Here is a 25,194-nt window from a genome sequence, read left to right as displayed (position 1 = left end):
ACCGCCGACCGACCGCCGACCGCCCGTCGACCGACCCAGACCGTACGAGAAGAAGGACCCCATGCTCCTGGTGCCCCTCTACGAGCATCCCGCCGACCGCCCCGAGGCCTGGGAACGGCTCATCCGGGCCGCCGGCCGGCTGCACTCCGTGGTGCTCAACCCGGACAGCGGGCCGGGCGACGCCCCCGACGAACGGTTCGCGCGGGTCGCGACGCGGCTGCGCGAGGCCGGGGTGTCCGTCCTGGGGTACGCCGACACCGACTACGGGCGGCGCCCGCACGCGGCCGTGGTAGGGGACCTGCTGCGCCACCGCGACTGGTACGGCACCGACGGCGCCTTCCTGGACCAGGCCGCCTCCGGCCCCGAACTGCTGGCGCACTACGGGCGGCTCGCCGTCGCCGCCCGGGCCGCGGGCGCCCGCACCCTCGTCCTCAACCACGGCGTCCACCCGCACCCCGGGTACGCGGGACTCGCCGACCTGCTCGTCACCTTCGAGGGCCCCTGGGACGCCTACCGGGACGCGGCCGCCGCGCCGCCGCCCTGGACCGCCGACCACCCGGCACAGCGCTTCTGCCACCTCGTCTACGCCGTCCCGCCGGGCGCGCCCGCCGCCGAACTCGCCGAGCGGCTCGCGGCCGAACGGGGGGCGGGGGTGCACTGCGCGGTGCCCGGGACCGGCGCGCACCCGTGGGGGACCCTCCCGTACGCCTTGGAGGCGACCGGATGAACCGTTTCCCCCGCCTGTGCGGACTGCTGCTCCTCGTCCCGCTCCTCCTGCTCGCCGCCTGTACGACGGAACCGGACGACGGTTCACCTGAGCCGGGGCCGGACCAGGTGCCGGGGGAGCGCTGGCAGCCACGGCCCGGCACCGGCTGGCAGTGGCAGCTCAGCGGCAGGCTCGACACCTCGGTGGACGTGCCGGTGTACGACGTCGACGGGTTCACCACCACCAAGGAGCAGGTCGCCGCGCTGCGCAAGGCGGGACGCCGCACCATCTGCTACCTCTCCACGGGCGCCTGGGAGGACTTCCGGCCGGACGCCGACGACTTCCCGAAGGCGATCCTCGGCCGGGGCAACGGCTGGGAGGGCGAGCGCTGGTTCGACATCCGGCGCCTCGACGTGCTGGAACCGCTCGTCGCCAAGCGGTTCGACATGTGCCGGGACAAGGGCTTCGATGCGGTGGAGCCGGACAACATGGACGCCTACCGCAACCCGTCCGGTTTCCCCCTCACCGCCGAGGACCAGCTGCGCTACAACCGGCTGATCGCGAAGCTCGCCCACGACCGGGGCCTGGCGGTGGGGCTGAAGAACGACCTCGACCAGATCCCGCAGCTGGTCGGCGAGTTCGACTTCGCCGTGAACGAGCAGTGCGCCCAGTACGACGAGTGCGAGCGGCTGACCCCGTTCATCGAGGCCGGGAAGGCCGTCTTCCACGTGGAGTACGAGCTGCCGACGGAGCGGTTCTGCGCCCGCTCGCGCGCACTGAAGCTCAGCTCCCTGGAGAAGAAGTACGAGCTGGGGGCCTGGCGCCGCGCCTGCCCGTAGCCCCGCCGGAGCCTTCAGACGGGCAGGACGGCGTGGACGCGGTAGCCGCCGCCGAAGCGGGGCCCGGCGAAGCAGGACCCGCCCAGGGCCGTGGCCCGCTCGCGCATGCCCAGCAGCCCGTGGCCTCCGCCCGGGTCGGCCGGCTCCGGAGCGGAGTCCGGCGGGGCGTCCGCGGCGGCGCCCCCGTCGTCCAGCACGGTCACCTCCACCGAGGCGCCGACCCGGACCACGCTGACCTCGGCGCGGGCCTTCGGGCCCGCGTGCTTGCGTACGTTGGTCAGCGCCTCCTGGATCACCCGGTACGCCACCAGGTCCACGGCGGCCGGCAGCGCGGCCGCCTCGCGCCCCAGCTGGACGATCACCTCCACCGGCAGCCCGGCATGCCGGAAGGTCCCCACCAGCTCGTCCAGTACGGCCAGCCCCGGCGCGGGCTCGGTCGGCGCCTCCGGGTCACCGGACTGACGCAGCAGCCCGACCGTGGCCCGCAGCTCGTTCAGTGCCGAGCGGCTCGCGTCCCGTACGTGGGCCAGGGCCTCCTTCGCCTGGTCCGGCCGCTTGTCCATGACGTGCGCGGCCACGCCCGCCTGGACGTTCACCAGCGCGATGTGGTGGGCCACCACGTCGTGGAGGTCCCGGGCGATCCGCAGCCGCTCCTCGGCGACCCGCCGCCGGGCCTCCTCCTCCCGGGTCCGCTCGGCCCGCTCGGCCCGCTCCCGGATGGCGTCGACGAAGGCCCGCCGGCTGCGCACCGCGTCCCCGGCGGCCGCGGCCATCCCGGTCCAGGCGAAGATCCCGAGGTTCTCCTGCGCGTACCAGGGCAGCGGCCCGGCCAGCATGGCCACGCCCGTCAGCGTCGCCATCGTGAGCAGCCCGATCCGCCAGGTCGTGGGCCGGTCGGTGTGGGCGGCCACCGTGTACAGGGCGATCACCGTGCACATGGCGACGGGCGCGCGCGGCTCCCCGGTGGTCAGCTCCAGCAGCGAGAGGCCGCAGGTCACGGCGAGAACGGCCCGCGTCCTGAGACGCCGGAACACCAGGGCCGCCGCGCCCAGCAGCATCAGCAGCAGCGAGAACGGCCCGGGGTCGCGGGTTCCGAAGGTCGGTCCGTGGGGCCCGTGCGGATCGGCGAAGGACCCGATGACCATGAAGACGAACGCCCCGGTCGCGAGCACGGCGTCGGTGGCGAGCGGATGGGCCCGCAGCCACTGCCGGGTGGGCGCGAACGGCCCGAGGTGTGTCGTCACCCCGATACGGTACGGCCTGCCCCGGCCACCGACGCCGTCAGATCCGGGGCGACGGCGGGGGAGCCGGTGGGGGAGACGGCGGAACGGACGGCGGGCGAGTCGGCGGGGGAGCCGGAGGCGGGCGCCGCCCGAGCGGGGCGCGGGAACGCGCCGGCCCCCACCTCGCCCGCACCACGCACATCAGCATGACCGCGGCGATGGCCGCCAGGTGCTCCTTGCCCGCCAGATTGTTCTTCACCAGCACCTCGCCGATCATCACCAGGACCACCAGGGCGCCGGTGAGATACGCCTTGTACCGCCAGCAGACGTAGACGGCGAGCCCCACCACCGCCGCCGAGGGACCGGTGTCGTTGACGATCCGGTCGGACACCGGCAGGCCGAGGGGATGGTCCGGGTCCAGCGCCAGCCCGATCCGCGCGTACGTCGTCCCGGCGAGGGTGGCGACGTAGCCGATCACCAGCGTGCGCCACCAGCCGACGCAGATCTCCGAGACCCCGAAGACGAGCAGGATCTGCGCGAGCGCCCCCCACACCGGCAGGTCCAGGGCCGGCACGAACAGCGACAGCGGCGTGCGCAGCAGGGCCAGCCACAGCGGATCGACGGCTTTGACCGAGCCGAGGTTCTGGACCGGCTGGAAACCCCACGGCGTGTTCTGCACGATCTGGAAGAGCGAGGTCAGGCAGACCGCGCCGATGGTCATCGGGACCGCCCGCCACCTGTCGCGTACGAGCGCCTCCCCGACGGTCCGCAGCAGGGGGCCCCACTCACGGCGGGCGAAGCGCCGCAGCGGGGCCGTCGTCCACGCCGTCAACGCATCGTCTCCAGATGTCTGCGGTGCATCCACTTCGGAAGGCCGGGGGCCTCCAGGAAGCCTTCGGCCCGGCCGGCCGCGATGCCGATCCGCAACAGGTCCGAACTCTTCTCGAAGAGCATGAACCGCGGTTCCCAGATCGGCCGGTATTTGGCGTTGGCCCGGTAGAGGGACTCGATCTGCCACCAGCGGGAGAAGAAACTCAGCAGGGAGCGCCACATCCGCAGCACCGGACCGGCGCCGAGCCTGGACCCGCGTTCGAAGACGGACCGGAACATCGCGAAGTTCAGCGAGACCTGGGCGACCCCGATCTCCTTGGAGCGTTCGAGAAGTTCGATGACCATGAACTCCATCAGGCCGTTCTCGGAATCCCGGTCACGGCGCATCAGATCCAGCGACAGGCCCTTGGGCCCCCACGGTACGAAGGACAGCACCGCCCGCAGGTCCCCGTTGCCGTCGGTGCACTCCAGCATCACGCACTGGCCGTCGCGGGGATCACCCAGTCGGCCCAGCGCCATCGAGAATCCGCGCTCGGTCGCGCCGTCGCGCCAGTCGTCGGCGCGGCGCAGCAGCACCTCCATCTCGTCGGCCGGGATGTCGGCGTGGCGGCGGATGCGGACCGAGTAACCGGCCCGCTTGACGCGGTTGTAGGCCTGCCGGACGGTCCGCATGGCGCGGCCCTCCAGCGTGAACTCGGCGGTCTCGACGATCGCCTCGTCGCCGAGCTCCAGCGCGTCCAGGCCGTGCCGGGCGTAGATCTGCCCGGCCTCCTCGCTCGCGCCCATCACGGCCGGTACCCAGCCGTGCTCACGGGCCTCGGCCAGCCACGGCTCGATGGCGCCGGGCCAGGCTTCGGGGTCGCCGATCGGGTCGCCGGAGGCCAGCGAGACCCCGCCCACGACGCGGTAGGTGACGGCGGCCTTGCCGGTGGGGGACCAGACGACGGACTTCTCGCGGCGCAGCGCGAAGTAGCCGAGCGAGTCGCGCTCGCCCTGCTTGGCGAGCAGGGCCCGCAGCCGCTCCTCGTCGTCCTCGGTGATCGGGTCGACGGCGCGGCGCGAGCGGAAGGCCGCGAACAGCACGGCGAGCAGCAGCACCATCGACATGATGTTGATGAAGACGTCCACCCAGCCGGGCGGGGTGATCGCGCTGTAGGCCCTGTCGTCCGGGGCCAGGGTGATCAGCCGCATCACCCCGTACCGCCAGCGGGCCAGGAAGCCCGCCTCGGCGCTGTCGGGCTCGGTGTTGGTGGCGCCGACGAGCAGGGCCGCGACCAGCGAGGTGACCAGCAGGCCGACGGCGGCGACGATGGTGGCGAGCGCGGGGTTGGAGCGGTCGCCCTTGGCGTAGAACTCGCGGCGGCCTAGCAGCAGGGCGCCGACGAAGGCGGCGGTCAGGCCGAGCGAGACCCAGTTCTGCGGGTGGTCCCGGAACTCCGGGTAGCAGAGGTTGACATCGCCGTCGGTACACGGCGCGAAGGCCGCGACGGCGAAGGCGAGCAGCAGGAGGCCGCCCAGGACCAGGTTCAGGATCCAGGCGGCGCGTTTGCGGCGGCCCATGGTGACGGCGAGCAGCAGTGAGAACAGCCCGGACGCGAAGCCGGCCGTGAGCAGGTACGGGGTGTAGAAGTCGGCGGTGTTGTGTCTGCGCAGGTCCTGCCCGAGCGAAAGCCACACCGCGCTGAGGAAGTTGACGAAGGTGACGGCGCGCAGGTACCAGACCGCGAACGCGGCCCCGCGCCGTGAGCGGGTGCTCCCCCGGCCGGTCTCCCGGCCGCCCCCCGCCCCCTTGCCGGCGGGGTCGCCGCCGGTCGCTTTCCTGCCGGATGTCCGACCCGGCGCCTGTGCGGCGCTGCGGTCGGTGTCTGCGCTGGTCAAACGGGCCTCTCCCATAAAAAGCGATCATATGGGGCGTCGCCGTCCACGAGTGAGCTCGTTCCGGGGACCGCGGTCTGGTCAGGACCGCGCGCCCCGGCGGCTCATTCCACCGGCTCCTGCGCCGCCTTCTCCGGGAGTTCCGCCGCGAGTGCGGCGGCCGCCTGGACCAAGGGGAGTGCCAGCAATGCCCCGGTACCTTCTCCCACTGTGACGCCGTGATCGAGTACGGGGTTGAGTGCCATCCGGTCCAGAGCCTTCGCCTGGCCCGGCTCGCCGCTCGCCTGACCCGCCAGCCACCAGTCCGGGGCCCGGAACGCGGCCCGCTGGGCCACCAGTCCGCAGGCCGCCGAGACGACGCCGTCGAGGATGACCGGCGTACGGCGCACCGCGCACTGGAGCAGGAAACCGGTGATCGCGGCGACGTCCGCACCGCCGACCGCCGCCAGCAGCGCGACCTGGTCGCCGAGGACCGGCCTGGCCCGGCGCAGCGCGTCGCGGATCGCCGCGCACTTGCGCATCCACGCCAGGTCGTCGATGGGCCGGCCGCCGCGGCCGGTGACCACGGAGGCGTCAGTTCCGCAGAGGGCGGCGACGAGGGTGGCGGCGACGGTGGTCCCGCCCACGCTGAGGTCCCCGAGCACGACCAGGTCCGTCCCCGAGTCGGCCTCCTCGTCGGCGATCCGCATCCCGAGCCGCAGCGCCGCCTCGGCCTCCTCGGCCGTCAGCGCGTCCTCCACGTCGATCCGCCCGCTGCCGCGCCGGACGCGGTGCCGGACCACGTCCTCGGGAAGGAGCCCGGGGTCGCAGTCGAGCCCGGCGTCGACGATCCGTACGGTGGCACCGAACCGGCCGGCCAGGACGGCGACCGGGCTGGCCCCGTCCAGCACGGCCCGCACCAGCTCATGGCCGGTGCCGGCGGGCCGGGCGGAGACGCCCGCGGCGGCGATCCCGTGGTCGGCGGCGAAGAGCACCACGCGGGGGCGCTCGATCGGTTTGACCGGCACCTGCCCCTGCGCGGCGGCGAGCCACTCCGCGAGATCGTCGAGCCGGCCCAGTGCGCCGGGCGGCACGGCCAGCCGTTCACGGCGGTCCTCGGCGTCACGCCGGACGCCCCCGTCGGGGCGCTCGATCAGATCGGAGAAGTCGTCGAGATTCAGCGTGGTCATCTGCCAGAGCGTACAGCCGGTGATGCCCGCTCTCAGGGGGTGTCCCGCCGCTCAGACGGTCGCAGCGCGCCGAGGTAGACGCCCAGCATGACGAGCGGCGCGCCGAGCAGCAGACCCGCCGTCAGCTCCTCGTCGTCCAGCCACGCCGAGAGCACGATCGTGACCACCGGTACGACGACGAAGACATGGGCCGCGCGCGACGCACCCCACCGGCGCACCACGGTCAGGTAGAGGACGAAAGTCAGCACCGAGCCCGCCACGACCATGTACGCCAGCGCCCACCAGGTCGCCGTCCGCTCCGGCAGCCGCCACGCGTCGCCCACGGCGAACGAGCCGGCGCACAGCAGCGCCGTCGCTGCCGTCATGCCCACCGCGTTCATCGTCACCGGGTGCACCGGCGGCAGGCGGTGCACGAGCACGGTCGCCTCGGCGAAGGACAGTACGGCGCCCAGCACCGCCAGCAGGGACAGCAGCGGCACATCCGCCTGCAGCGGCGCCCGCGAGGCCAGCGCGACACCGGCCACCGCGATGAGCGTGCCCGCCAACGCGGACCGGCGCAAACGCTCTTGGCGCTGCGCCACCGCCAGCAGCAGCGCCACCAGCGGGACCAGAGCCAGCAGCGTCTGCCCCAGCCCCGCGTGGACGCGGACCAGCGCGTAGTACGCCAGCGCGAAGGTCACCCCGAAGTTCAGCACTCCGTACAGGACCGCGCCGGCCAGCGCCCGCCCGCGCGGCACGGCCAGCCGCATCACGGCCATGACCGCCAGCAGCACCACCGCCGCCGCGCCGAACCGCAACGACGCGCCCCACAGCGGGTCGAGCTCGCGATTGCTGAACCTGACCCCGACCGCATTGCCGCCGCTCACGAGCGAGCACCCGACGAAGGCGGCGAGCCCGCCTGCCTGCCGGACCGGAACCGGTTCCACAGGATCACCTCGGCTATTCCTTGGCTATTCCTTGAGGACGACCGCCTGCCCCGCGACGACGAGCAGGACGTGTTCGCACTGGCCCGCGACCACCGCGTTCAGGCGGCCCAGCTCGTCACGGAACCGGCGGCCCGAAGCGGTCGCCGGGACGATGCCCGAGCCGACCTCGTTGCTGACGATCACCACCTGGCGGCGGGTCGCCCGCACCGCCGCCACCAGCTCGGCCGTGCGCTCGCGCAGCTGCTGCTGCCCGCCCTTCGCCCAGACCGAGTCGTCCCACGCCCCGGCCCGGTCCATCGCATCCGTCAGCCACAGCGCCAGGCAGTCGATCAGCAGCGGCGGGCCCGCCTCGGCCAGCAGCGGGACCAGGTCGCAGGTCTCCACCGTCCGCCAGGCGCCCGGCCGGCGCTCCCGGTGCAGGCTGACCCGCTGCGCCCACTCCGCGTCCCCGTCACGCATGCCCGAGGTGGCCACGTAGACCACCTCCGGAAAGGCCGCCAGCCGCAGCTCCGCCTCGACGGACTTGCCCGACCGGGCCCCGCCCAGCACCAGGGTCCGGCGCGGCAGGTCCGGTACCGCGTGGTACTCCCCGGCGACCACCGTGGTCCCGTCCGGCACCACCCGGGCACCGGCGGCCGCGCACCGGCGCTCCAGCTCGCGCCCCGGCGGGGTGTCGTGGTCCAGGTGCACGGCGATCACATCCGTGGCCGGGCCGATCGCGCCGCTCGCCCGCAGCCGCGCCAGCGCCTCGGGCCGGCCCAGCACGTCCGCGAGGACCATGTCGTACGGGCGCTGCCCGACCGTGTCGTTGATGCCGCCGGGAGCCCCGCCGGGCGGGAGGTACAGCAGCCGGCCGCCGTCCGGGCCGGTCACCTCGTACCCGGTGCCCGGCGCGTCCATCGGTACCGCCCGCACCCGGTGCCCGGAGATCACCGAGAGCTCCCGCCCGTCCGGCACCCGCCCCGCGGCCGGCAGACCGGGCGGCAGTTCGAGTGGGGGCCCGTCGTGCGGGTGGGTCAGCAGGACCTGACGTACGCCGGCCAGGGAATGCCCGGCCCGGGCGCCGGCCAGCACCGCCCCCGGGGTCAGATCGAGCAGCAGCGCCCCGTCGACCAGGACGGCCGTAGCGGCGCGGGAGCGGGGGCCGACGCAGACCGCGCAGGCCGCACAGGGACAGCCGGGCCGGGGCAGGCCCTCGGGTGTGCCGGTGCCGAGCAGAGTGAGTTCCACAGGATGATCCTCCCGCGTCACCGAGACTGCTGCGCGCCCGGTTACTCTGCGGGCAGACTCAAGGCGAGAAGCGTGCGAGCAGCGGACGAGCAACGGAGGCGGACATGGCGTGGACGTGGCGGTTCGAGACGGCCGACGGCACCGAGACGAGCCCGTCGGTGGTACCCGAGGAATTCACCACGCAGGGGGACGCGGAGTCCTGGATCGGTGAGTACTGGAAGGACCTGCTGGAGGGCGGCACCGAGCAGGTGAAGCTGTCCGACGACAGCGGGACCGAGCTCTACACCATGAGCCTGCGGGCGGCGCTGGACGCCTGACCCTCTCCGAGGCAGGACCCCGGTGGCCGGGCCACGTCCCGGCCGGGGTCCGGTCTCGGGCAAGGGTTGGTCTCGGGCGCGGGTCCGGTCTCGGGCAGGGCGCGAGCAGCGGCCGGGGCACGACGCCGGGTCCCGGCCGGGGCCCGGGGTCGTGCCCCGTTCCCGGCCGGCCGGGCCACCGGCTCAGCCCCGTACGCCGCACAGGTGCAGCAGCGCGGCGACCCCGCGGTAGGGGTCGGTCCGCCCGGCGCGGTCCTCGGCGGCCAGCAGCCGCTCCAGCTCATCGTCCGGCGGCAGGGTCTCGCCGGCCTCGGTCCCGTCGGTGAAGACGCGGACGCCGTACCAGGCCTGCAGCGGGGCACCGATCCCGGACAGCGTGGCCGTCAGCCCGGCGAGCCGGTCGGCGCGTACGTCGAGGCCCAGCCGGTTCGTGTAGTCGACCCTGTCGAAGGCGGCCAGCGCGGCCGACCAGTCGCCGTCCAGCCCCGGGCGCATGGCGAGCGCGTCGCCGTTGCGCACCAGCAAGGACAGCAGTCCGCCGGGGGCCAGCATCCGGGCCAGCCCGGCGAGCATGGCGTCCGACTCGGGCACGTACATCAGCACCCCGTGGCACAGCACCACGTCGAAACTGCCCGGCAGGAAGTGCGCGCCGGTCTCGCGGCCGTCGCCCTCCATGAGCCGGACCCGGTCGCGGATCCCGGCCGGTTCCGCGGCCAGCGCCGCACGGGCGACGGCCAGCATCGCGGGATCCTGCTCCAGCCCCGTCACCTTGTGCCCGGCGCGGGCCAGGCGCAGTGCCTGCGTCCCCTGTCCCATGCCGACGTCGAGCACGCGCAGCCGCTGCCCGACCGGGAAGCGGTGCGCTATCTGCTCGTCGACCTGCCGGCCCACGAGTTCCTGCCGGACGGCGTTGCGCAGTCCGCCCAGGCCTTCCAGCCAGAGGCGGGCTCCCTCGGTAAAGCCGTCCCTGGGCGCAGGCGCTGCGGGCGTCGCTCGACTCAGGGCCGTTCCCCGCGCTTGACCTGCGGCTTGGGCAGGCGCAGCCGGCGCATCTGGAGGGTGCGCATGAGGCCGTACGCGACGGCGCCGCGGCGCGGCTCGTTCGCGAAGCGCTCGTTGAGGGCCTTGCGGAGGCGGATCACCAGGCCGACGGAGTCGACGATGATCAGCGCGATCACGCCGAGCCACAGCAGCAGCGCGATGTTCTGGATCGACGGCACCCGCACCATGCTGAGCACCAGAATGATCACCGCGAGCGGCAGGAACATCTCGGCGACCGAGAAGCGGGAGTCCACGAAGTCGCGGACGAACCTGCGGACGGGGCCCTTGTCGCGGGCGGGCAGATAGCGCTCGTCGCCACTGGCCAGCGCCTCGCGCTGCTTGGCCATCTCTACACGACGGCGCTCACGGGCACGCTTGGCATCCTCCTTGCGATTGCCGGTCGAGGCCACCACGGCCTTGCGCTGCGACTGGGCCACAGCACGCTTCGGCGTAGGGCGGCCCTTCCGGGCCTGCGGGTCACGGGGCTGCGAGAGGTCGGCGCTCGCCTTGTCGGCGGCGGCGGCCTTCTCTTCCTTGGAGGAGCGGCTACCAAACACATGCCAACCCTACGTGGTCACGGGCATGGCCCCCACCCCCGTGGGGAACGATCCGGCAACGGCGGGCGTCCTTCCCTGTGTACGCCTCGCGCAGGGGCCCGGTCCTTCGGGCCTCCCTCTCCTGGGGTCACCTACTCCTTACGCCTGACAAGGGGCGGGAGTAGTCGTCCTGGAGGAGGAGCGCATCCGTGCCCGAACAGTGCGGTAATGGAGACAGGGCCCGTACTGTGGGTCTTGTTGGTGACCTGGAGCGAAGTCCGTCAGAAGGGGGCGCGCGAAGCCCATGAGCGGTGTCATGAAGCGTATGGGAATGATCTTCCGCGCGAAGGCGAACAAGGCCCTTGACCGGGCCGAGGACCCGCGCGAGACCCTTGACTACTCGTACCAGAAGCAGCTGGAGCTGCTTCAGAAGGTACGCCGCGGGGTCGCCGATGTGGCGACCTCCCGCAAGCGCCTGGAACTGCAGCTGAACCAGTTGCAGGGGCAGTCCGCCAAGCTGGAGGACCAGGGCCGCAAGGCCCTCGCCCTGGGCCGCGAGGACCTGGCCCGCGAGGCCCTGTCCCGCCGTGCCTCGCTCCAGCAGCAGGTCAGCGACCTGGAGGTGCAGCACCAGACCCTGCAGGGCGAGGAGGAGAAGCTGACCCTCGCCTCGCAGCGCCTGCAGGCCAAGGTGGACGCCTTCCGCACCAAGAAGGAGACCATCAAGGCCACCTACACCGCGGCCCAGGCGCAGACCCGGATCGCGGAGTCCTTCTCCGGCATCTCCGAGGAGATGAGCGACGTCGGCCTCGCCATCCAGCGGGCCGAGGACAAGACCGCCCAGCTGCAGGCCCGCGCCGGCGCGATCGACGAGCTGCTGGCCTCCGGCGCGCTCGACGACCAGAGCGGCCTCGGCTCCAAGGACGACATCCAGGCCGAACTGGACCGCCTGTCGGGCGGTACGGACGTGGAGCTGGAGCTCCAGCGCATGAAGGCCGAGCTGGCCGGCGGCCCGTCCGCGCAGCAGCAGGCCATCGAGGGTGGAGCCGCGGGCACCGCCCAGCAGCAGCCGCAGACCCAGCACCGGTTCGACAAGCAGTAGGACGGGGCCCGTCATGATTGTCCGCATCATGGGGGAAGGCCAGGTGGTGGTGGCGGACAGCCACCTCACCGAGCTCAACAAGCTGGACGACGAACTGCTCGCCGAGGTGCAGGGCGGTGACGAGGAGGGCTTCCGGCGCACGCTGGGGCAGCTGCTCGATGCCGTACGGCGCCTGGGCGAGCCGCTTCCGGACGACGCGCTGGAGCCGTCCGAGCTGATCCTCCCCTCGGAGGACGCGACGCTCGACGAGGTCAAGGAGATGCTCAGCGACGACGGGCTGATCCCCGGCGCGGCTCCCTGACGCCCATCGGCAGGACGACCTGACGCGGGACTCGCGGGCCGCGGGACGTGCAAGACGCGGGACACCGACACACGACGGGCCCGCCCCTTACTTCCGGGGGCGGGCCCGTCGCCGTTCAGGGCGCGGGCGGCTTCTCCACCGCGACCGCCTCATCGGGATCGGGGGTCCCGCCGATGAAGTTCTCGAACCTGCGGCGCGGGCTCGCCCAGCGCCGGTCGTGGTGGAAGGCGCGTAGCCCCGCCTTGGCCCGGGCGCGCGGGCGGTTCGCGTAGAACCTCTTCGCGTACGGGGAACCGGGCCGGGCCAGCCGGATCGCGCCGACCAGCGCCACGAGGGGGACGACCGTACCGAAGACGGCGGTGCGCGCTTTGCCCTTCCACAGGGCGATCAGGGCCAGGAAGAAATTGGTGGCCGTGTTCATGACCACCAGGCCGCGGTTGTGCCGCTCGTCGGCGGTCAGCTCGTTCACACCGAACGGCAGGAACCCGCCCAGTACCAGTGCGACCAGAGCGGCCGTCAGGACCACCATCTCCACGCTCTTGCGGCCCTGCTCGCTCCAGTACACGTCGTCGAGGTGCAGGATCAGCGCGAACTCGTCCAGCACCAGGCCCGCGCCGAGGCCGAAGAGCACGGCCGAGAGCGCGGAGCCGAAGCCGTGCCCACCGGTGCCGACCGCGCCGAAGCCGCCGATGATCACGAGGATCACCCCCGGCACGACGTGGTGCACGTGCACGCCGCCCGGGGCGATGTTCTTGAAGGGCCCCTTCCCCGCTCGGATCAGCCGGGTGATCACCCGGGTGACGAGAAACGACAGGACGAAGGAGAGCAGGGCGAGCAGCAGGGGCAGCTTCCCCGGTTCGACGATGTTCCGATACCACCAGTGATCCATCCCACCGCCTCCCTGTGGTGCACCTCCCCTTTTTGGTAGGTAATGGGTAACTTACCGCCCCCGGCGAGCGGGTAGCGTTCCGGCCGATGACAGATTCGTTCGATGGTCCGCCCCTGACACCGCCCGTGGAACGCGCCTCGTTCCTCGACGGCGTCCGCTTCGCCTTCGGCACCCTGACCGTGCTGCCCGCCCGCATCACCCGCTGGGACCGCCCCGCCGCCCGCACCGGGATGGCCTGCGCTCCCCTCGCCGGGCTGGCCGTGGGTCTGCTCGCGGCCGTGCCCGGGGTGCTCCTGCTGCTGCTCGGCGGGGGGCCGCTGCTCGCCGCCGCCGTCACCGTCGCCGTACCGGCCGCGCTGACCCGGGGGCTGCACCTGGACGGCCTCGCCGACACGGCGGACGGGCTGGGCAGCGCCAAACCGGCCGAGGACGCGCTGCGCATCATGAAGCAGTCCGACATCGGCCCCTTCGGCGTCGTGACCCTGCTGCTCGTGCTGTTCGTACAGGTGGCCGCCCTCTCCGAGGCGTACGCCGACAGCTGGATCCGCGGCGCCCTCGCCGCCGTCACCGCCGCCGTGACCGCTCGCCTCGCCATGACCCTGGCCTCCCGCGAAGGCGTCCCGCCGGCCCGACCCGAAGGGCTCGGCGCGGCCGTCGCCGGCGTGGTCCCGCGCGGCGCGGCCGCCGCGATCGCCGCCCTCGTCGCGGTGGCCGCCGCGGCCGCCGCCCTCCCGCTGGGCCTTGCGGAGGCCGCCCGGCACGCCGCGGCGGTCCTGGCGGCCCTGCTGGCCGCGCAGCTGCTGCTGCGCCGATGCGTCCGCCGCTTCGACGGGGTCACCGGGGACGTCTTCGGCGCCCTGGCCGAAGTCGCGGCGACCACCGCGCTGGTGGTCCTGGCCCTGGGCTGACCCCGGCGCCCCGGGCTGACCTCGGCGGCCCTCGCGCCGGCCCCGCCCCGTGCCGACCCTTCCCCCGCATCGACCCCGCCCCCGGGCCGGTTCCGGCCGCGCGGGGCGACGTACGCTCACCCCGTGGACCACACGACGACGGAACCGACCGCCGCCGCGCCCATCCGGGTGCTGCTCGCCGACGACCAGGCACTCCTGCGCAGCGCCTTCAAGGTGCTCGTCGACTCCGAGCCCGACATGCTGGTCGTCGGGGAGGCCTCCGACGGGGCGCAGGCCTTCGCGCTCGCGCGCGAGACCCGCGCCGACGTCGTGCTCATGGACATCCGGATGCCCGGTACCGACGGGCTCGCCGCCACCCGCATGATCAGCGCGGACCCGGAACTGGCCGCCGTACGCGTGGTGATGCTGACGACCTTCGAGGTCGACGAGTACGTGGTCTCGGCCCTGCGGGCCGGCGCCTCCGGCTTCCTCGGCAAGGGCGCCGAGCCGGACGAGCTCCTCAACGCCATCCGGGTGGCCTTCGCCGGCGAGGCGCTGCTCTCCCCGGCCGCCACCAAGGGGCTCATCGCCACCTTCCTCGCCCAGGGCGGCGGCGCCGACCCGGCCCCCGGAGGCGCCTCGGCCGGCGCGCACGCCGAGCGGCTCGACGCGCTGACCGTCCGGGAGCGCGAGGTCCTCGTACACGTGGCCGCGGGACTGTCCAACGACGGGATCGCCGGGCGGCTGGAGGTCAGCCCGCTCACCGTGAAGACCCACGTCAACCGGGCCATGGCCAAGCTCGGCGCCCGCGACCGGGCCCAATTGGTGGTCATCGCCTACGAATCGGGACTCGTCCGGCCGCGCGCCGACTAGGCAGCGGCGCGGTAGTACGGCGTACTGCGGACGCGGTATGCCGCGGATAAGGAGGGGACCTGCGAGCGACGCCACGCCCCCACCCCATGGGACAGGGTGAAGGGGCCCGCGCGTGTGCCTGACGGCATGACTTCGTATACGTCACTGCAGAGAGATCCCATACCCATGTCCTGGCTGTCCCGCTTCAGCCTTGCCCAGAGAGCGCTGATCGGCCTCGTGTCGATCGTCGCGCTCGTCTTCGGCGCCATAGCCATCCCGCAGCTCAAGCAGCAGCTGCTGCCGTCCATCGAGCTGCCCATGGTCTCCGTGCTCGCGCCGTACCAGGGCGCCTCGCCCGACGTGGTGGAGAAGCAGGTCGTCGAACCGCTCGAGGCCACCCTCAAGGGCGTCGACGGCATCACCGGCATCACGTGCACCGCCAGCGAGGGCAACGCCCTCATCATGGCCACCTTCGACTACGGCGACAGCGGCACGAAGCAGCTCGTCGCCGACGTCCAGCAGGCCGTCAACCGGGCCCGCGTGCGGCTGCCCGCCGAGGTGGACCCGCAGGTGGTGGCCGGTTCCACCGACGACATCCCGACCGTCATCCTCGCCGTCACCTCCGACAAGGACCAGCAGGCACTCGCCGGCCAGTTGGAGCGCTCCGTCGTTCCGGTCCTCTCCGACATCGAAGGCGTCGGCCAGGTCACCGTCGACGGCGTCCAGGACCTCCAGGTCACCGTCACCGCCGACGACGCCAAGCTCGCGGCCGCCGGCCTCGACGGGGCGGCGCTCGCGCAGGGCCTGCAGGCGGGCGGCGCTTCCGTACCCGCCGGCTCCTTCGACGAGGAGGGCGAGAACCGCACCGTCCGCGTCGGCTCCGGCTACACCTCCCTGGCCCAGGTCGAGGACCTGCGCCTGAGCCCCGGCCCCGGCTCCGGAAAGCCCGCCGTCCGCCTCGGCGACGTGGCCACCGTGAAGCAGGAGGCCGCCCCGGCCGCCTCGATCACCCGTACCAACGGCAAGCCCAGCCTCGCCCTCGTCCTCACCATGGACAAGGACGGCAGCGCCGTCGCCATCTCCGACACCGTCAAGGACAAGCTGCCCGAACTGCGTGCCACGCTCGGCGCCGGCGCCGAGCTGACCGTGGTCAGCGACCAGGGCCCGGCCGTCGCCAAGTCCATCTCCAGCCTCACCACCGAGGGCCTGCTCGGCCTCGTCTTCGCGGTCATCGTGATCCTGGTCTTCCTGGCCTCGCTGCGCTCGACGCTGGTCACCGCGGTCTCCATCCCGCTGTCCGTCGTGCTCGCGCTGATCGTGCTGTGGACCCGCGACCTGTCCCTCAACATGCTGACGCTGGGCGCGCTCACCATTGCCATCGGCCGGGTCGTCGACGACTCGATCGTGGTCCTGGAGAACATCAAGCGCCACCTCGGCTACGGGGAGGAGCGCGAGACGGCCATCATCACCGCGGTCAAGGAGGTCGCCGGCGCCGTCACCTCCTCCACCCTCACCACCGTCGCCGTCTTCCTGCCGATCGGCCTGGTCGGCGGCATGATCGGCGAGCTTTTCGGCTCCTTCTCGCTGACGGTCACCGCGGCCCTGCTGGCCTCGCTCCTCGTCTCGCTGACGGTCGTACCGGTGCTCTCGTACTGGTTCCTGAGCGCGCCCGAGGGCGTGACGCCGGGAGATGCCGAGAGCGCCGCCAAGGCCCGGCGCGACGCCGAGGAGAAGGAGGCCCGCAGCCGCCTCCAGCGGTTCTACGTACGGGTCCTGGGCTTCGCCACCCGGCGTCGCCTGACCAGTGTGGCCATCGCGGTCGTGGTTCTGGTCGGCACCTTCGGGATGACCCCGCTGCTGAAGACCAACTTCTTCGACCAGGGCGAGCAGGATGTCCTGACGGTCAAGCAGGAGCTGGCCCCCGGTACTTCGCTGGCCGCCTCCGACGAGGCGAGCCGCAAGGTCGAGAAGGCGCTGGCCTCGGTCGAGGGCGTCAAGAGCTACCAGGTCACCGTCGGCTCCTCCGGCTTCCTCGCGGCCTTCGGCGGCGGTACCGGCTCCAACCAGGCCTCGTACCAGGTCACCGTGAAGGACGCGGGCGACGCGGACGCCGTGAGGAAGGACATCGAGGACGAGCTGGCCAAGCTCAACAGCATCGGGGAGATCAGGATCGCGGCGGGCGACGGATTCGGCAGCCAGAACCTCAGCGTGGTCGTCAAGGCCGGCGACGGCGAGGTCCTCGCCGAGGCCGCCGAGCGGGTCCGGGCCGAGGTGGCCACGCTCAAGAACGTCACCGACGTACAGAGCGACCTGTCCCAGTCCGTGCCCCGCATCTCGGTGACCGCCACCCCCAAGGCGGCTGACGCCGGCCTGAACCAGGCCGCGCTCGGCGGACTCGTCGCCCAGGCCGTACGGGGCAACCCGGCGGGCAAGGCCGTACTGGACAACACCGAGCGGGACATCGTCATCAAGTCCGCGCAGCCGGCCACCACCCTGGCCGAACTGCGGGCGCTCCCGGTCGGCCCGTTCACGCTCGGCGACATCGCCGAGGTCAAGGTGGTTCCCGGCCCGGTCGCGATGACCCGGATCGACGGCGCCCGCGCCGCCACCATCACCGCGAAGCCGGTCGGGGACAACACGGGCGCGGTCAGCGCCGACCTCCAGACGAAGCTGAAGGCCCTGGACCTGCCCGCGGGGGCCACGGCCTCCATCGGCGGCGTCTCCGAGGACCAGGACGAGGCGTTCGCCTCGCTCGGCCTGGCGATGCTCGCGGCCATCGCGATCGTCTTCATGCTGCTGGTCGCGACCTTCCGCTCGCTGATCCAGCCGCTGATCCTGCTGGTCTCCATCCCCTTCGCGGCGACCGGCGCCCTCGGCCTGCTCATCGTCACCGGCACCCCCATGGGCGTCCCGGCCATGATCGGCATGCTGATGCTCATCGGCATCGTGGTGACCAATGCGATCGTCCTGATCGACCTGGTCAACCAGTACCGCGCCCAGGGGCTGGGCGTCGTCGAAGCGGTCGTCGAGGGCGGCCGGCACCGGCTGCGCCCGATCCTGATGACCGCCCTGGCGACGATCTTCGCGCTGCTCCCGATGGCGCTGGGCGTCACCGGCGAGGGCGGGTTCATCTCCCAGCCGCTCGCGGTCGTGGTCATCGGCGGCCTGGTCAGCTCGACCCTGCTGACGCTGCTCCTGGTGCCGACGCTGTACACGATGGTGGAGCTCCGCAAGGAACGCCGCCGCGCCAAGCGCTCGGCGCGCGGCGAGGCCAAGCTGAGGGTGGTTTCCTCCAGCGAGGAAGAGACGCCGGCCAACGTCTGACCGGGCCGGGCCGGTGCGGCCCGTCCGCCTCGCCGGCCGAACGCCGAAGGGGCGGCCCCGTACGGGGGCCGCCCCTTCGTGCGTCCGCGGGCCGGGGCCCGGAGGTACTCGTACCGCGGCCGGCTACGGCAGCGCGAGCATCCGCTCCAGGGCGAGCTTCGCGAAGCTCTCCGTCTCCTTGTCGACCTGGATCTGGTTGACGAGGTTGCCCTCGGCCAGGGACTCCAGGGTCCACACCAGGTGCGGCAGGTCGATGCGGTTCATCGTGGAGCAGAAGCAGACCGTCTTATCGAGGAAGACGACTTCCTTGTCCTCGGCGGCGAATCGGTTCGCCAGGCGGCGGACCAGGTTCAGCTCGGTGCCGATGGCCCACTTGGAGCCGGCCGGGGCCGCTTCCAGCGCCTTGATGATGTACTCGGTGGAGCCCACGTAGTCCGCGGCCGCCACGACCTCGTTCTTGCACTCGGGGTGCACCAGGACGTTCACGCCGGGGATGCGGGCGCGGACGTCGTTGACCGAGTCGACCGAGAACCGGCCGTGGACCGAGCAGTGGCCGCGCCACAGGATCATCTTGGCGTTCCGCAGCTGCTCGACGGTCAGGCCGCCGTTCGGCTTGTGCGGGTTGTAGAGGACGCAGTCGTCGAGGGACATGCCCATGTCGCGGACGGCGGTGTTGCGGCCCAGGTGCTGGTCCGGCAGGAAGAGGATCTTCTCGCCCTGCTCGAAGGCCCACTCCAGGGCCTTCTTCGCGTTGGACGACGTGCAGATCGTGCCGCCGTGCTTGCCGGTGAAGGCCTTGATGTCGGCCGAGGAGTTCATGTACGAGACGGGCACCGTCGCGTCGGCGACGCCGGCGTCGGTCAGTACGTCCCAGCACTCCGCGACCTGCTCGGCGGTGGCCATGTCGGCCATCGAGCAGCCGGCGGCCAGGTCGGGCAGGACCACCTTCTGGTCGTCCGAGGTCAGGATGTCCGCGGACTCGGCCATGAAGTGGACGCCGCAGAAGACGATGTACTCGGCCTCGGGCCGGGCGGCCGCGTCCTTGGCCAGCTTGAAGGAGTCACCGGTCACGTCGGCGAATTCGATGACCTCGTCCCGCTGGTAGTGGTGGCCGAGGATGAAGACCTTGTCCCCGAGCTTCTCCTTGGCCGCGCGGGCGCGCGCCACCAGGTTCGGGTCCGACGGCGAGGGCAGGTCGCCGGGGCACTCCACCCCCCGCTCGCTTTTGGGGTCGGCTTCGCGGCCGAGCAGCAGCAGGGCAAGCGGCGTCGGCTGGACGTCCAAAGGCTGGGCGGTGGTCACGACACGCACCCTTTCTGTTCTGCGACAAGGGACTTCTGAGGGCATCGCTTCGACTTCTCGTCTACTTGACGCTATCTATCATAGCCGCTTCACGTCACTTTGACGATGCCGATAGTGTCAATGTGACGCATTAGCCCGTGGCTTCATCGCGTCGGCCCCGCACGCGGTGTGCGAGCATGAATATCTGAAACAAGCGTCGGGTCCGGAATGAATCCGCGACCCCGCTCGTTGCCACCGACGGCAAGAGTCCGACGTTTCCCTGTCTCCGGCGGGGAGCCGCCCACTTCGGGAGTGAATGCAGATGTCCGTACAGGACGACAAGACCACTGTGAGCGACGGCATCCTCCTGTCCGACGCCGCCGCCGAAAAGGTCAGGACCCTGCTGGAGCAGGAAGGCCGCGAGGACCTGGCGCTGCGCGTCGCCGTCCAGCCCGGTGGCTGCTCGGGCCTGCGCTACCAGCTCTTCTTCGACGAGCGTTCCCTCGACGGCGATGTCGTCAAGGACTTCGACGGTGTGAAGGTCGTCACCGACCGGATGAGCTCCCCGTACCTCCACGGCGCCTCCATCGACTTCGTCGACACCATCGAGAAGCAGGGCTTCACGATCGACAACCCGAACGCGACGGGTTCCTGCGCCTGCGGCGACTCGTTCAGCTAAGCCTGGCCGAGGCCCTACGACGAGGGCCCGCCTCCGGTCACATCCGACCGGAGGCGGGCCCTTCTCGCATGCGCCCCGCACACGCCTCGCACGCGTTTTCCGTATGCGCCCGGCGCTACTGCCGCGGCAGCGGCTTGCCGGTGGTCGCGTCGAGCACCTTGCGGTCGCCCAGCGGCTGCTGGAGCGTCACCGTCAAGGACATCTCCTGCGCGAGCATGATGCAGGCCTGACCCGGCTTGTGCGGTGTGTCGGTGATCTTCACCAGGACCGCCTCCTTCTGCTCCCGCGCCTCCATGGCGTAGGAGGAGCACACGCCGCCCCAGAAGTTCACCGTCAGCTTCCGGTCGCCCGCCGCGTACGAGAACCCGGGCACGGTACGCCCGTCCTTCGGCCCGGGGGTGTCCTCGGCGGCGGCGGCCGGCTGGGTCACCGTGTGGCCGGGGCCGCCGTCCTTGCCCGCCACCTCGAAGAGCCAGGCCGGGACCAGGCCCCGCGCCCCGTCCACCGTCCCCGGCACCAGCCCGAGCACGGCGCCCCGTACGGTCTCCGTGCGCGGCGGCTTCATCGGGCGCGGCTCCGGGTTGCACGGCACCGCGCCCGGGCCCGTGGCCGGGGCGTCCGGCTCCAGCGGGACCGAGGACGCACAGCCGCTGGGGCCGGGGGCCGTGCCGTCCGAGCCGCCCGAGGAGGCGTTCAGCCGGGCCAGCGCCTCCACGGCGCCCACCACCGGCTGCTCGGCGGCTCGTACCGGTGCCTTCAGCTCGCCGCTTCCCGCCACCACCTGGGCGTCCGCGCCCACGCTCACCTTGGTGGACCAGCCCTGCGTGGGAAGGCCGCCGATCACCGGGTCGGCGCTGACCACCCGGACCGAGCCCTGGATCAGGCGGGCGTCCAGCTTCGCCCCCTCCTGGCCCGCGGCGGCCAGCACCGGAGCCGCGGCGGCCTTCGCCGCCTCCTCCGAGACCGGCTTGCCCGTGCCGTCGGCGCCGTGGGGGAGGGTGGCCGGACCGCACGTGTCCTTGCCGCGCGCGCAGTCGTCTCCGGCGCCGTTGCCCGCGGCCTGGTAGCGCTGGAAGTTCCACGTCCCCGGCGCCTTGCGGGTCACCGTGAGCCGCGGCCCCGATCCGTCGGCGGCCTCCCCGGCCAGCCAGACGTCGCCACTCGGCCGCGGGTCGCCCGCGATGCCGAGGGCGGCGGCGAGCCGGGCCGCCTCCGCCGACGTGACCTCGCCGGACGCGGTGAAGGCGGGCGCCTTGGCCGGGCCCTCCGGGAGCGGGACGTCCGCGCGGTAGACGACTCCGCCGCCGGACGGGTCGGGCTCGCCGGGCGCGATACCCGGACCGGAGGGGCTCCCCGCGTCACGGGGCGCGGAGGCCGCGGGGCCGGCCGTGCGACTGCCCGGCGCGCCGTCGCCGTAAGCCGTGGACGCCCAGTACGCGCCGCCGCCGCCGGCCAGCAGGACGGCGGCCGCGATCGAGCCGATGGCCCAGGCCGGCCGTCGTCGTGTGCCGTGTGATGTGTCGGGTTGTTCGCTGGTCACCGCATCGCTCCTTCGCCAGTCCCCGTCGTACGTGATGCGGGTGTGACGAAACAGTCGCGCATCCGGTTCCCCGGGCCTCGTGGGATCCGCTCAGTCCCCGTACGCCGCGGTGGAGGCGATCAGCCGCGCCGAGGCCGCCGGCACGCTGATCCCGTGGATCTGCGAGGGGGCCACCCGAGCCGGCCGGGGGCCCGCCGGGACCGCCCAGTGCGGGGCCATCCGGGCGCAGTCGCCGAGCAGCTCCGCGAAGTCGGGCCGACGCGAGCCTTCCGCGCGGGGCTCGTCGACGGTGTACTCGGTGGAGCCGAAGCCATCGGTAGAGGTCATGGGGGCACCGTAGGCACCGCGGCGCACGGGAAGAAAGGCCTACTACGGGGTAGTTTCGGCCGGTCGGCTCACGGTCGGCGAAAGGGTAGTTTTGACTGTCCCCCTTGCCGTCCTCCGCAGGAGCGTCCACGCCGTGCGCATCGCAGTCACCGGCTCCATCGCCACTGACCACCTCATGACCTTCCCCGGCCGATTCGCCGACCAGCTGGTCGCGGACCAGCTGCACACGGTCTCGCTCTCCTTCCTCGTCGACAACCTCGACGTCCGCCGGGGCGGCGTCGGCCCGAACATCTGCTTCGGCATGGGACAGCTCGGCATCCGCCCGGTCCTGGTCGGCGCGGCAGGCTCCGACTTCGACGAGTACCGCGCCTGGCTGGACCGGCACGGAGTCGACACCGACTCCGTCCGGATCTCCGAGGTACTGCACACCGCGCGCTTCGTGTGCACCACGGACGCCGACCACAACCAGATCGGCTCCTTCTACACGGGCGCGATGAGCGAGGCCCGCCTCATCGAACTGAAGGCCGTCGCCGACCGGGTGGGCGGACTCGACCTCGTACTGATCGGCGCGGACGACCCCGAGGCGATGCTCCGCCACACGGAGGAGTGCCGGACGCGGGGAATCCCCTTCGCCGCCGACTTCTCGCAGCAGATCGCCCGCATGGACGGCGAGAACATCCGCACCCTGATGGAGGGCGCGACGTACCTCTTCTCGAACGAGTACGAGAAGGGCCTCATCGAGTCGAAGTCCGGCTGGACGGACCAGGAGATCCTGGCGAAGGTCGGCACCCGGGTGACCACGCTCGGCGCGAACGGCGTGAAGATCGAGCGGGCCGGCGAGGCCACGATCGTGGTCGGCTGCCCGGAGGAGACCGCAAAGGTCGACCCGACGGGTGTCGGCGACGCGTTCCGCGCCGGGTTCCTGGCCGGGGTCGGCTGGGGCGTCGGCCTGGAGCGCGCGGCGCAGGTCGGCTGCATGCTCGCGACGCTGGTCATCGAGACGCTGGGCACGCAGGAGTACACCCTGGCGCGGGCCCACTTCATGGAGCGCTTCACGAAGGCGTACGGGGACGAAGCGGCGACGGAGGTCCGCGCGCACCTGTCGTAGCCGCGCCGCGCCGCTGCCGCTGCCGCTGCCGCTGGGGCCGGGGTCGGGGTCGGGGTCGGGGACTCTACGTCCCCGCCCCCCTGGCTACCGCCGGGAGGTGCCCCCTGACGGGTCGGTTCTGCCGCCCTGCGACCCTGCCGGGCGGTGTGGCTGAGCGGCACCCTTCCCGCCCGGCGGCGGTGTGCAAGGCGCGGGGCGGCCGGGGCGGATCCGGCTTCCCATGCCCGCCGGGCCGGGTGCGTTGCCCCCGCGGCCCCGCTGGGGGACCCTCTACCGCACGTCCGCGCCTCCCCTGGCTGCCGCTGGAAGCTTCCCCTGACGGGTCGGTTCTGCCGCTCCGCGGACCTTGCCCGGTCGGGGCCGGTTTGCCGCTGTGCGGGCCCTGACGGGCATGTTCTGCGTCTCACGCGGGACCTCTGCCACGGCAGGCCGGATCTTTTCAGCCTCGCCGGCGTTTGAGGCGCGGGTCCGGGCGGTGCCCGGTGCGCCGGCGGAGCCGGTGGTTTCCCGTTCCGCCGGGGCAGGCCGTTGCCAGCGGTGGGGGCGGGTGCAGCCCGGGGCAGACCGGACCCCGCGGCGGTGCGGGCGGGCGCAGCCCGGGCAGAACGATCCCGCGGCGGGGCTTCGGGCAGGCTGGACCCCGCTGCGGCAGCAGCATCGGCGGGGGGTCAGGTCGTGCGGCGGACCGTGTACGCCACGCCCCGTGGCCGAGGGGCTTCGCCCACATACGTCTGGCCCCGCATCGCGCACCACGCCGGGATGTCCAGCCCGGCCACCTCGTCGTCCGACACGACGGTCACCGTCCCGCCCACCGGTACCCGCCGAATCGCCCGGGCCAGTTCGATCACCGGCTGGGGGCAGCGCAGCCCGAGCGCGTCGAGTTCCAGGGAGTCGGCCTCCGGGGGCCCCGCCGGGGGTTCGCTCACGCCGAGCCTCTCCCGTACGCCCGCCACCGCGCGCGGCAGCACCTCCAGGAAGGCGTTGACCTCCTCCGCCGTGGTCCCCGGCGGCAGGGACACCCGTACGTTCCCCTCCGACAGCACGCCCATCGCCCGCAGGACGTGACTCGGGGTCAGCGTGGAGCTGGTGCAGGAGGAGCCGGAGGAGACCGAGAAGCCGGCGCGGTCCAGCTCGTGCAGCAGGGCCTCGCCGTCGACGTACAGGCAGGAGAAGGTGACCAGGTGCGGCAGCCTGCGATCCGGGTGGCCGACGACCTCGACGTCCGGGACCAGCCGGACCGCCCGGCGCCGGATCCGGTCCACCAGGATCCGCAGCCGGGCGGCCTCCGCGTCGGCCTGGGCCCGTACGGCCCGCAGGGACGCCGCCGCCGCCACGATCGCGGGGAGGTTCGCGAAGCCGGGGGAGCGGCCCGACTCCCTTTCGTCCGCGGGGCCTTGAGGCGAGAAGCGGACCCCCTTGCGGACCGCCAGCAGGCCGACTCCCGGCGGGCCGCCCCATTTGTGCGCACTGGCGGCGAGGACGGACCAGGCACCCTCCACCGGGCCCCAGCCCAGCGACTGCGCCGCGTCCACCAGCAGCGGCACCCCGGCCGCTCCGCAGACCTCGGCCACCTCCGCCACCGGCTGGACGGTGCCCACCTCGTGGTTGGCCGACTGGAGGCAGGCCAGCGCGGTCGACGGGTCCAGCGCGTCCGCGTATCCGGCGGGGGTCACCGCGCCCCACCGGTCCACGGGGACCTCGGCGACCGTGCCCCCCTGCGCCTCGTGCACGGCCGCCGCATGCCATACAGAACTGTGTTCGACCGCCGATACGACCAGGCGGCTCCCCACGCGCCGGCGCCCCGCGAGGACGCCCGCGACGCCCGCGTGAACCGCGTGCGTTCCCGAAGGAGTGAACACGAGCTCGTCGGCCCGACAGCCCACCGCCTCCGCCGCGGCCTCCCGCGCCGCGTCCAGCAGCAGCCGGGCGCGCCTGCCCTCCCGGTACAGCCGGGCGGGATCGGCCCAGCCCTCGTCCAGGGAGGCCTGCAACGCCTGCCGGGCCACGGGGTGCAGGGGGGCGGCGGACGCGGTGTCGAAGTACGGCATCCGGCCACGCTAACCGGCGCCCGCCGCTCCCCGAGGTCAGGGGCCGTCAGATGGCTCCGGGAGCGGGCCACTCAGGGCCGTTCGGGCCGTCCCCCGGACGGCGCATCCATCCCTTCGGGGTCAGTAGCGGCGCGTTGGGCACCCTCCCCGCGCGACCCCAAAT

Annotated in this window: 23 protein-coding genes; 10 read left to right on the top strand and 13 right to left on the bottom strand. The window is 72.9% G+C overall.

Annotation, left to right across the window (positions count from 1 at the left end):
• The first annotated feature begins 61 nt into the window (after positions 1 to 61).
• The gene (locus ABZX75_RS21210; protein WP_355412701.1) at positions 62 to 727 is read left to right on the top strand and encodes a spherulation-specific family 4 protein; all 666 of its coding nucleotides are present in this window, start codon (positions 62 to 64) and stop codon (positions 725 to 727) included.
• Positions 724 to 1,545, top strand: a complete 822-nt coding sequence (locus ABZX75_RS21205; RefSeq protein WP_355412699.1) for an endo alpha-1,4 polygalactosaminidase — start codon at positions 724 to 726, stop codon at positions 1,543 to 1,545. The genes ABZX75_RS21210 and ABZX75_RS21205 overlap by 4 nt, the downstream gene beginning before the upstream one ends.
• Before the next feature lie 14 nt (positions 1,546 to 1,559).
• Here the strand turns inward: ABZX75_RS21205 and ABZX75_RS21200 are convergent, their stop codons facing one another.
• The 6 genes from ABZX75_RS21200 to ABZX75_RS21175 all read right to left on the bottom strand — a co-directional run bounded on the left by ABZX75_RS21200 (position 1,560) and on the right by ABZX75_RS21175 (position 8,799).
• Complete coding sequence (locus ABZX75_RS21200) at positions 1,560 to 2,789, bottom strand: histidine kinase (RefSeq protein WP_355412697.1); 1,230 nt, start codon at positions 2,787 to 2,789, stop codon at positions 1,560 to 1,562.
• A gap of 37 nt (positions 2,790 to 2,826) precedes the next feature.
• On the bottom strand, positions 2,827 to 3,600 hold the full coding sequence (locus ABZX75_RS21195; protein ID WP_355412695.1) for a hypothetical protein: 774 nt from the start codon (positions 3,598 to 3,600) through the stop codon (positions 2,827 to 2,829).
• On the bottom strand, positions 3,597 to 5,492 hold the full coding sequence (locus tag ABZX75_RS21190) for a phosphatidylglycerol lysyltransferase domain-containing protein (RefSeq protein ID WP_355412693.1): 1,896 nt from the start codon (positions 5,490 to 5,492) through the stop codon (positions 3,597 to 3,599). The genes ABZX75_RS21195 and ABZX75_RS21190 overlap by 4 nt, the downstream gene beginning before the upstream one ends.
• 86 nt (positions 5,493 to 5,578) lie before the next feature.
• Positions 5,579 to 6,634 carry a nicotinate-nucleotide--dimethylbenzimidazole phosphoribosyltransferase gene (cobT, locus tag ABZX75_RS21185; protein WP_355412740.1) on the bottom strand — a complete coding sequence of 352 codons (1,056 nt, stop codon included), beginning with the start codon at positions 6,632 to 6,634 and terminating at the stop codon, positions 5,579 to 5,581.
• Between the two features lie 41 nt (positions 6,635 to 6,675).
• Complete coding sequence (locus ABZX75_RS21180) at positions 6,676 to 7,569, bottom strand: DMT family transporter (protein WP_355412691.1); 894 nt, start codon at positions 7,567 to 7,569, stop codon at positions 6,676 to 6,678.
• Between the two features lie 24 nt (positions 7,570 to 7,593).
• Positions 7,594 to 8,799: a bifunctional adenosylcobinamide kinase/adenosylcobinamide-phosphate guanylyltransferase gene (locus tag ABZX75_RS21175; RefSeq protein WP_355412689.1), complete on the bottom strand. Its 1,206-nt coding sequence runs from the start codon at positions 8,797 to 8,799 to the stop codon at positions 7,594 to 7,596.
• A gap of 104 nt (positions 8,800 to 8,903) precedes the next feature.
• On the opposite strand from ABZX75_RS21175, the gene ABZX75_RS21170 reads away from it, so the two are divergent.
• Positions 8,904 to 9,116: a hypothetical protein gene (locus ABZX75_RS21170; RefSeq protein ID WP_355412687.1), complete on the top strand. Its 213-nt coding sequence runs from the start codon at positions 8,904 to 8,906 to the stop codon at positions 9,114 to 9,116.
• Positions 9,117 to 9,299: 183 nt separating this feature from the next.
• Here ABZX75_RS21170 and ABZX75_RS21165 read toward each other — a convergent pair whose 3' ends face one another.
• Complete coding sequence (locus ABZX75_RS21165) at positions 9,300 to 10,007, bottom strand: methyltransferase domain-containing protein (protein WP_355412685.1); 708 nt, start codon at positions 10,005 to 10,007, stop codon at positions 9,300 to 9,302.
• Between the two features lie 107 nt (positions 10,008 to 10,114).
• Entirely contained in the window at positions 10,115 to 10,714 is a 600-nt protein-coding gene (locus tag ABZX75_RS21160) for a DUF3043 domain-containing protein (protein WP_355412683.1), read from the bottom strand.
• A gap of 283 nt (positions 10,715 to 10,997) precedes the next feature.
• Here ABZX75_RS21160 and ABZX75_RS21155 point away from each other — a divergent pair, with 283 nt between their 5' ends.
• Complete coding sequence (locus ABZX75_RS21155) at positions 10,998 to 11,795, top strand: PspA/IM30 family protein (protein ID WP_355412681.1); 798 nt, start codon at positions 10,998 to 11,000, stop codon at positions 11,793 to 11,795.
• Between the two features lie 13 nt (positions 11,796 to 11,808).
• Positions 11,809 to 12,096, top strand: a complete 288-nt coding sequence (locus ABZX75_RS21150; RefSeq protein ID WP_355412679.1) for a hypothetical protein — start codon at positions 11,809 to 11,811, stop codon at positions 12,094 to 12,096.
• 115 nt (positions 12,097 to 12,211) lie between these two features.
• On the opposite strand, the gene ABZX75_RS21145 is transcribed toward ABZX75_RS21150, so the two are convergent.
• Positions 12,212 to 12,985, bottom strand: a complete 774-nt coding sequence (locus ABZX75_RS21145) for a hypothetical protein (protein ID WP_355412677.1) — start codon at positions 12,983 to 12,985, stop codon at positions 12,212 to 12,214.
• 86 nt (positions 12,986 to 13,071) lie between these two features.
• Here ABZX75_RS21145 and ABZX75_RS21140 point away from each other — a divergent pair, with 86 nt between their 5' ends.
• The 3 genes from ABZX75_RS21140 (at position 13,072) to ABZX75_RS21130 (ending at position 18,048) form a co-directional block, all read left to right on the top strand.
• Positions 13,072 to 13,893 carry an adenosylcobinamide-GDP ribazoletransferase gene (locus ABZX75_RS21140; protein ID WP_355412675.1) on the top strand — a complete coding sequence of 274 codons (822 nt, stop codon included), beginning with the start codon at positions 13,072 to 13,074 and terminating at the stop codon, positions 13,891 to 13,893.
• A gap of 123 nt (positions 13,894 to 14,016) precedes the next feature.
• Positions 14,017 to 14,745 carry a response regulator transcription factor gene (locus ABZX75_RS21135; RefSeq protein WP_355412673.1) on the top strand — a complete coding sequence of 243 codons (729 nt, stop codon included), beginning with the start codon at positions 14,017 to 14,019 and terminating at the stop codon, positions 14,743 to 14,745.
• A gap of 165 nt (positions 14,746 to 14,910) precedes the next feature.
• Positions 14,911 to 18,048, top strand: coding sequence for an efflux RND transporter permease subunit (locus tag ABZX75_RS21130; protein WP_355412671.1), 3,138 nt, complete (start codon positions 14,911 to 14,913; stop codon positions 18,046 to 18,048).
• Positions 18,049 to 18,171: 123 nt separating this feature from the next.
• Here ABZX75_RS21130 and nadA read toward each other — a convergent pair whose 3' ends face one another.
• Entirely contained in the window at positions 18,172 to 19,359 is a 1,188-nt protein-coding gene (gene nadA, locus ABZX75_RS21125; protein WP_355412669.1) for a quinolinate synthase NadA, read from the bottom strand.
• A gap of 292 nt (positions 19,360 to 19,651) precedes the next feature.
• Here nadA and erpA point away from each other — a divergent pair, with 292 nt between their 5' ends.
• Complete coding sequence (gene erpA / locus ABZX75_RS21120; RefSeq protein WP_008738845.1) at positions 19,652 to 20,008, top strand: iron-sulfur cluster insertion protein ErpA; 357 nt, start codon at positions 19,652 to 19,654, stop codon at positions 20,006 to 20,008.
• Between the two features lie 115 nt (positions 20,009 to 20,123).
• Here the strand turns inward: erpA and ABZX75_RS21115 are convergent, their stop codons facing one another.
• On the bottom strand, positions 20,124 to 21,548 hold the full coding sequence (locus tag ABZX75_RS21115) for a hypothetical protein (RefSeq protein WP_355412666.1): 1,425 nt from the start codon (positions 21,546 to 21,548) through the stop codon (positions 20,124 to 20,126).
• A 90-nt stretch (positions 21,549 to 21,638) separates the two neighbouring features.
• A complete protein-coding gene (locus ABZX75_RS21110) occupies positions 21,639 to 21,875 on the bottom strand; it encodes a hypothetical protein (RefSeq protein ID WP_355412664.1) in 237 nt (78 codons plus the stop codon).
• 133 nt (positions 21,876 to 22,008) lie between these two features.
• Here ABZX75_RS21110 and ABZX75_RS21105 point away from each other — a divergent pair, with 133 nt between their 5' ends.
• On the top strand, positions 22,009 to 22,983 hold the full coding sequence (locus ABZX75_RS21105) for a carbohydrate kinase family protein (protein ID WP_355412662.1): 975 nt from the start codon (positions 22,009 to 22,011) through the stop codon (positions 22,981 to 22,983).
• Positions 22,984 to 23,651: 668 nt separating this feature from the next.
• On the opposite strand, the gene ABZX75_RS21100 is transcribed toward ABZX75_RS21105, so the two are convergent.
• Positions 23,652 to 25,031, bottom strand: coding sequence for an aminotransferase class V-fold PLP-dependent enzyme (locus ABZX75_RS21100; RefSeq protein ID WP_355412660.1), 1,380 nt, complete (start codon positions 25,029 to 25,031; stop codon positions 23,652 to 23,654).
• Positions 25,032 to 25,194 lie beyond the last annotated feature (163 nt).

The sequence above is a fragment of the Streptomyces sp. NPDC003038 genome (genome assembly GCF_040611115.1).
Classification (GTDB): domain Bacteria; phylum Actinomycetota; class Actinomycetes; order Streptomycetales; family Streptomycetaceae; genus Streptomyces.
The sequence above is the reverse complement of the archived record's forward strand: the minus strand, read 5'-3'. Positions and strand labels throughout refer to the sequence as shown.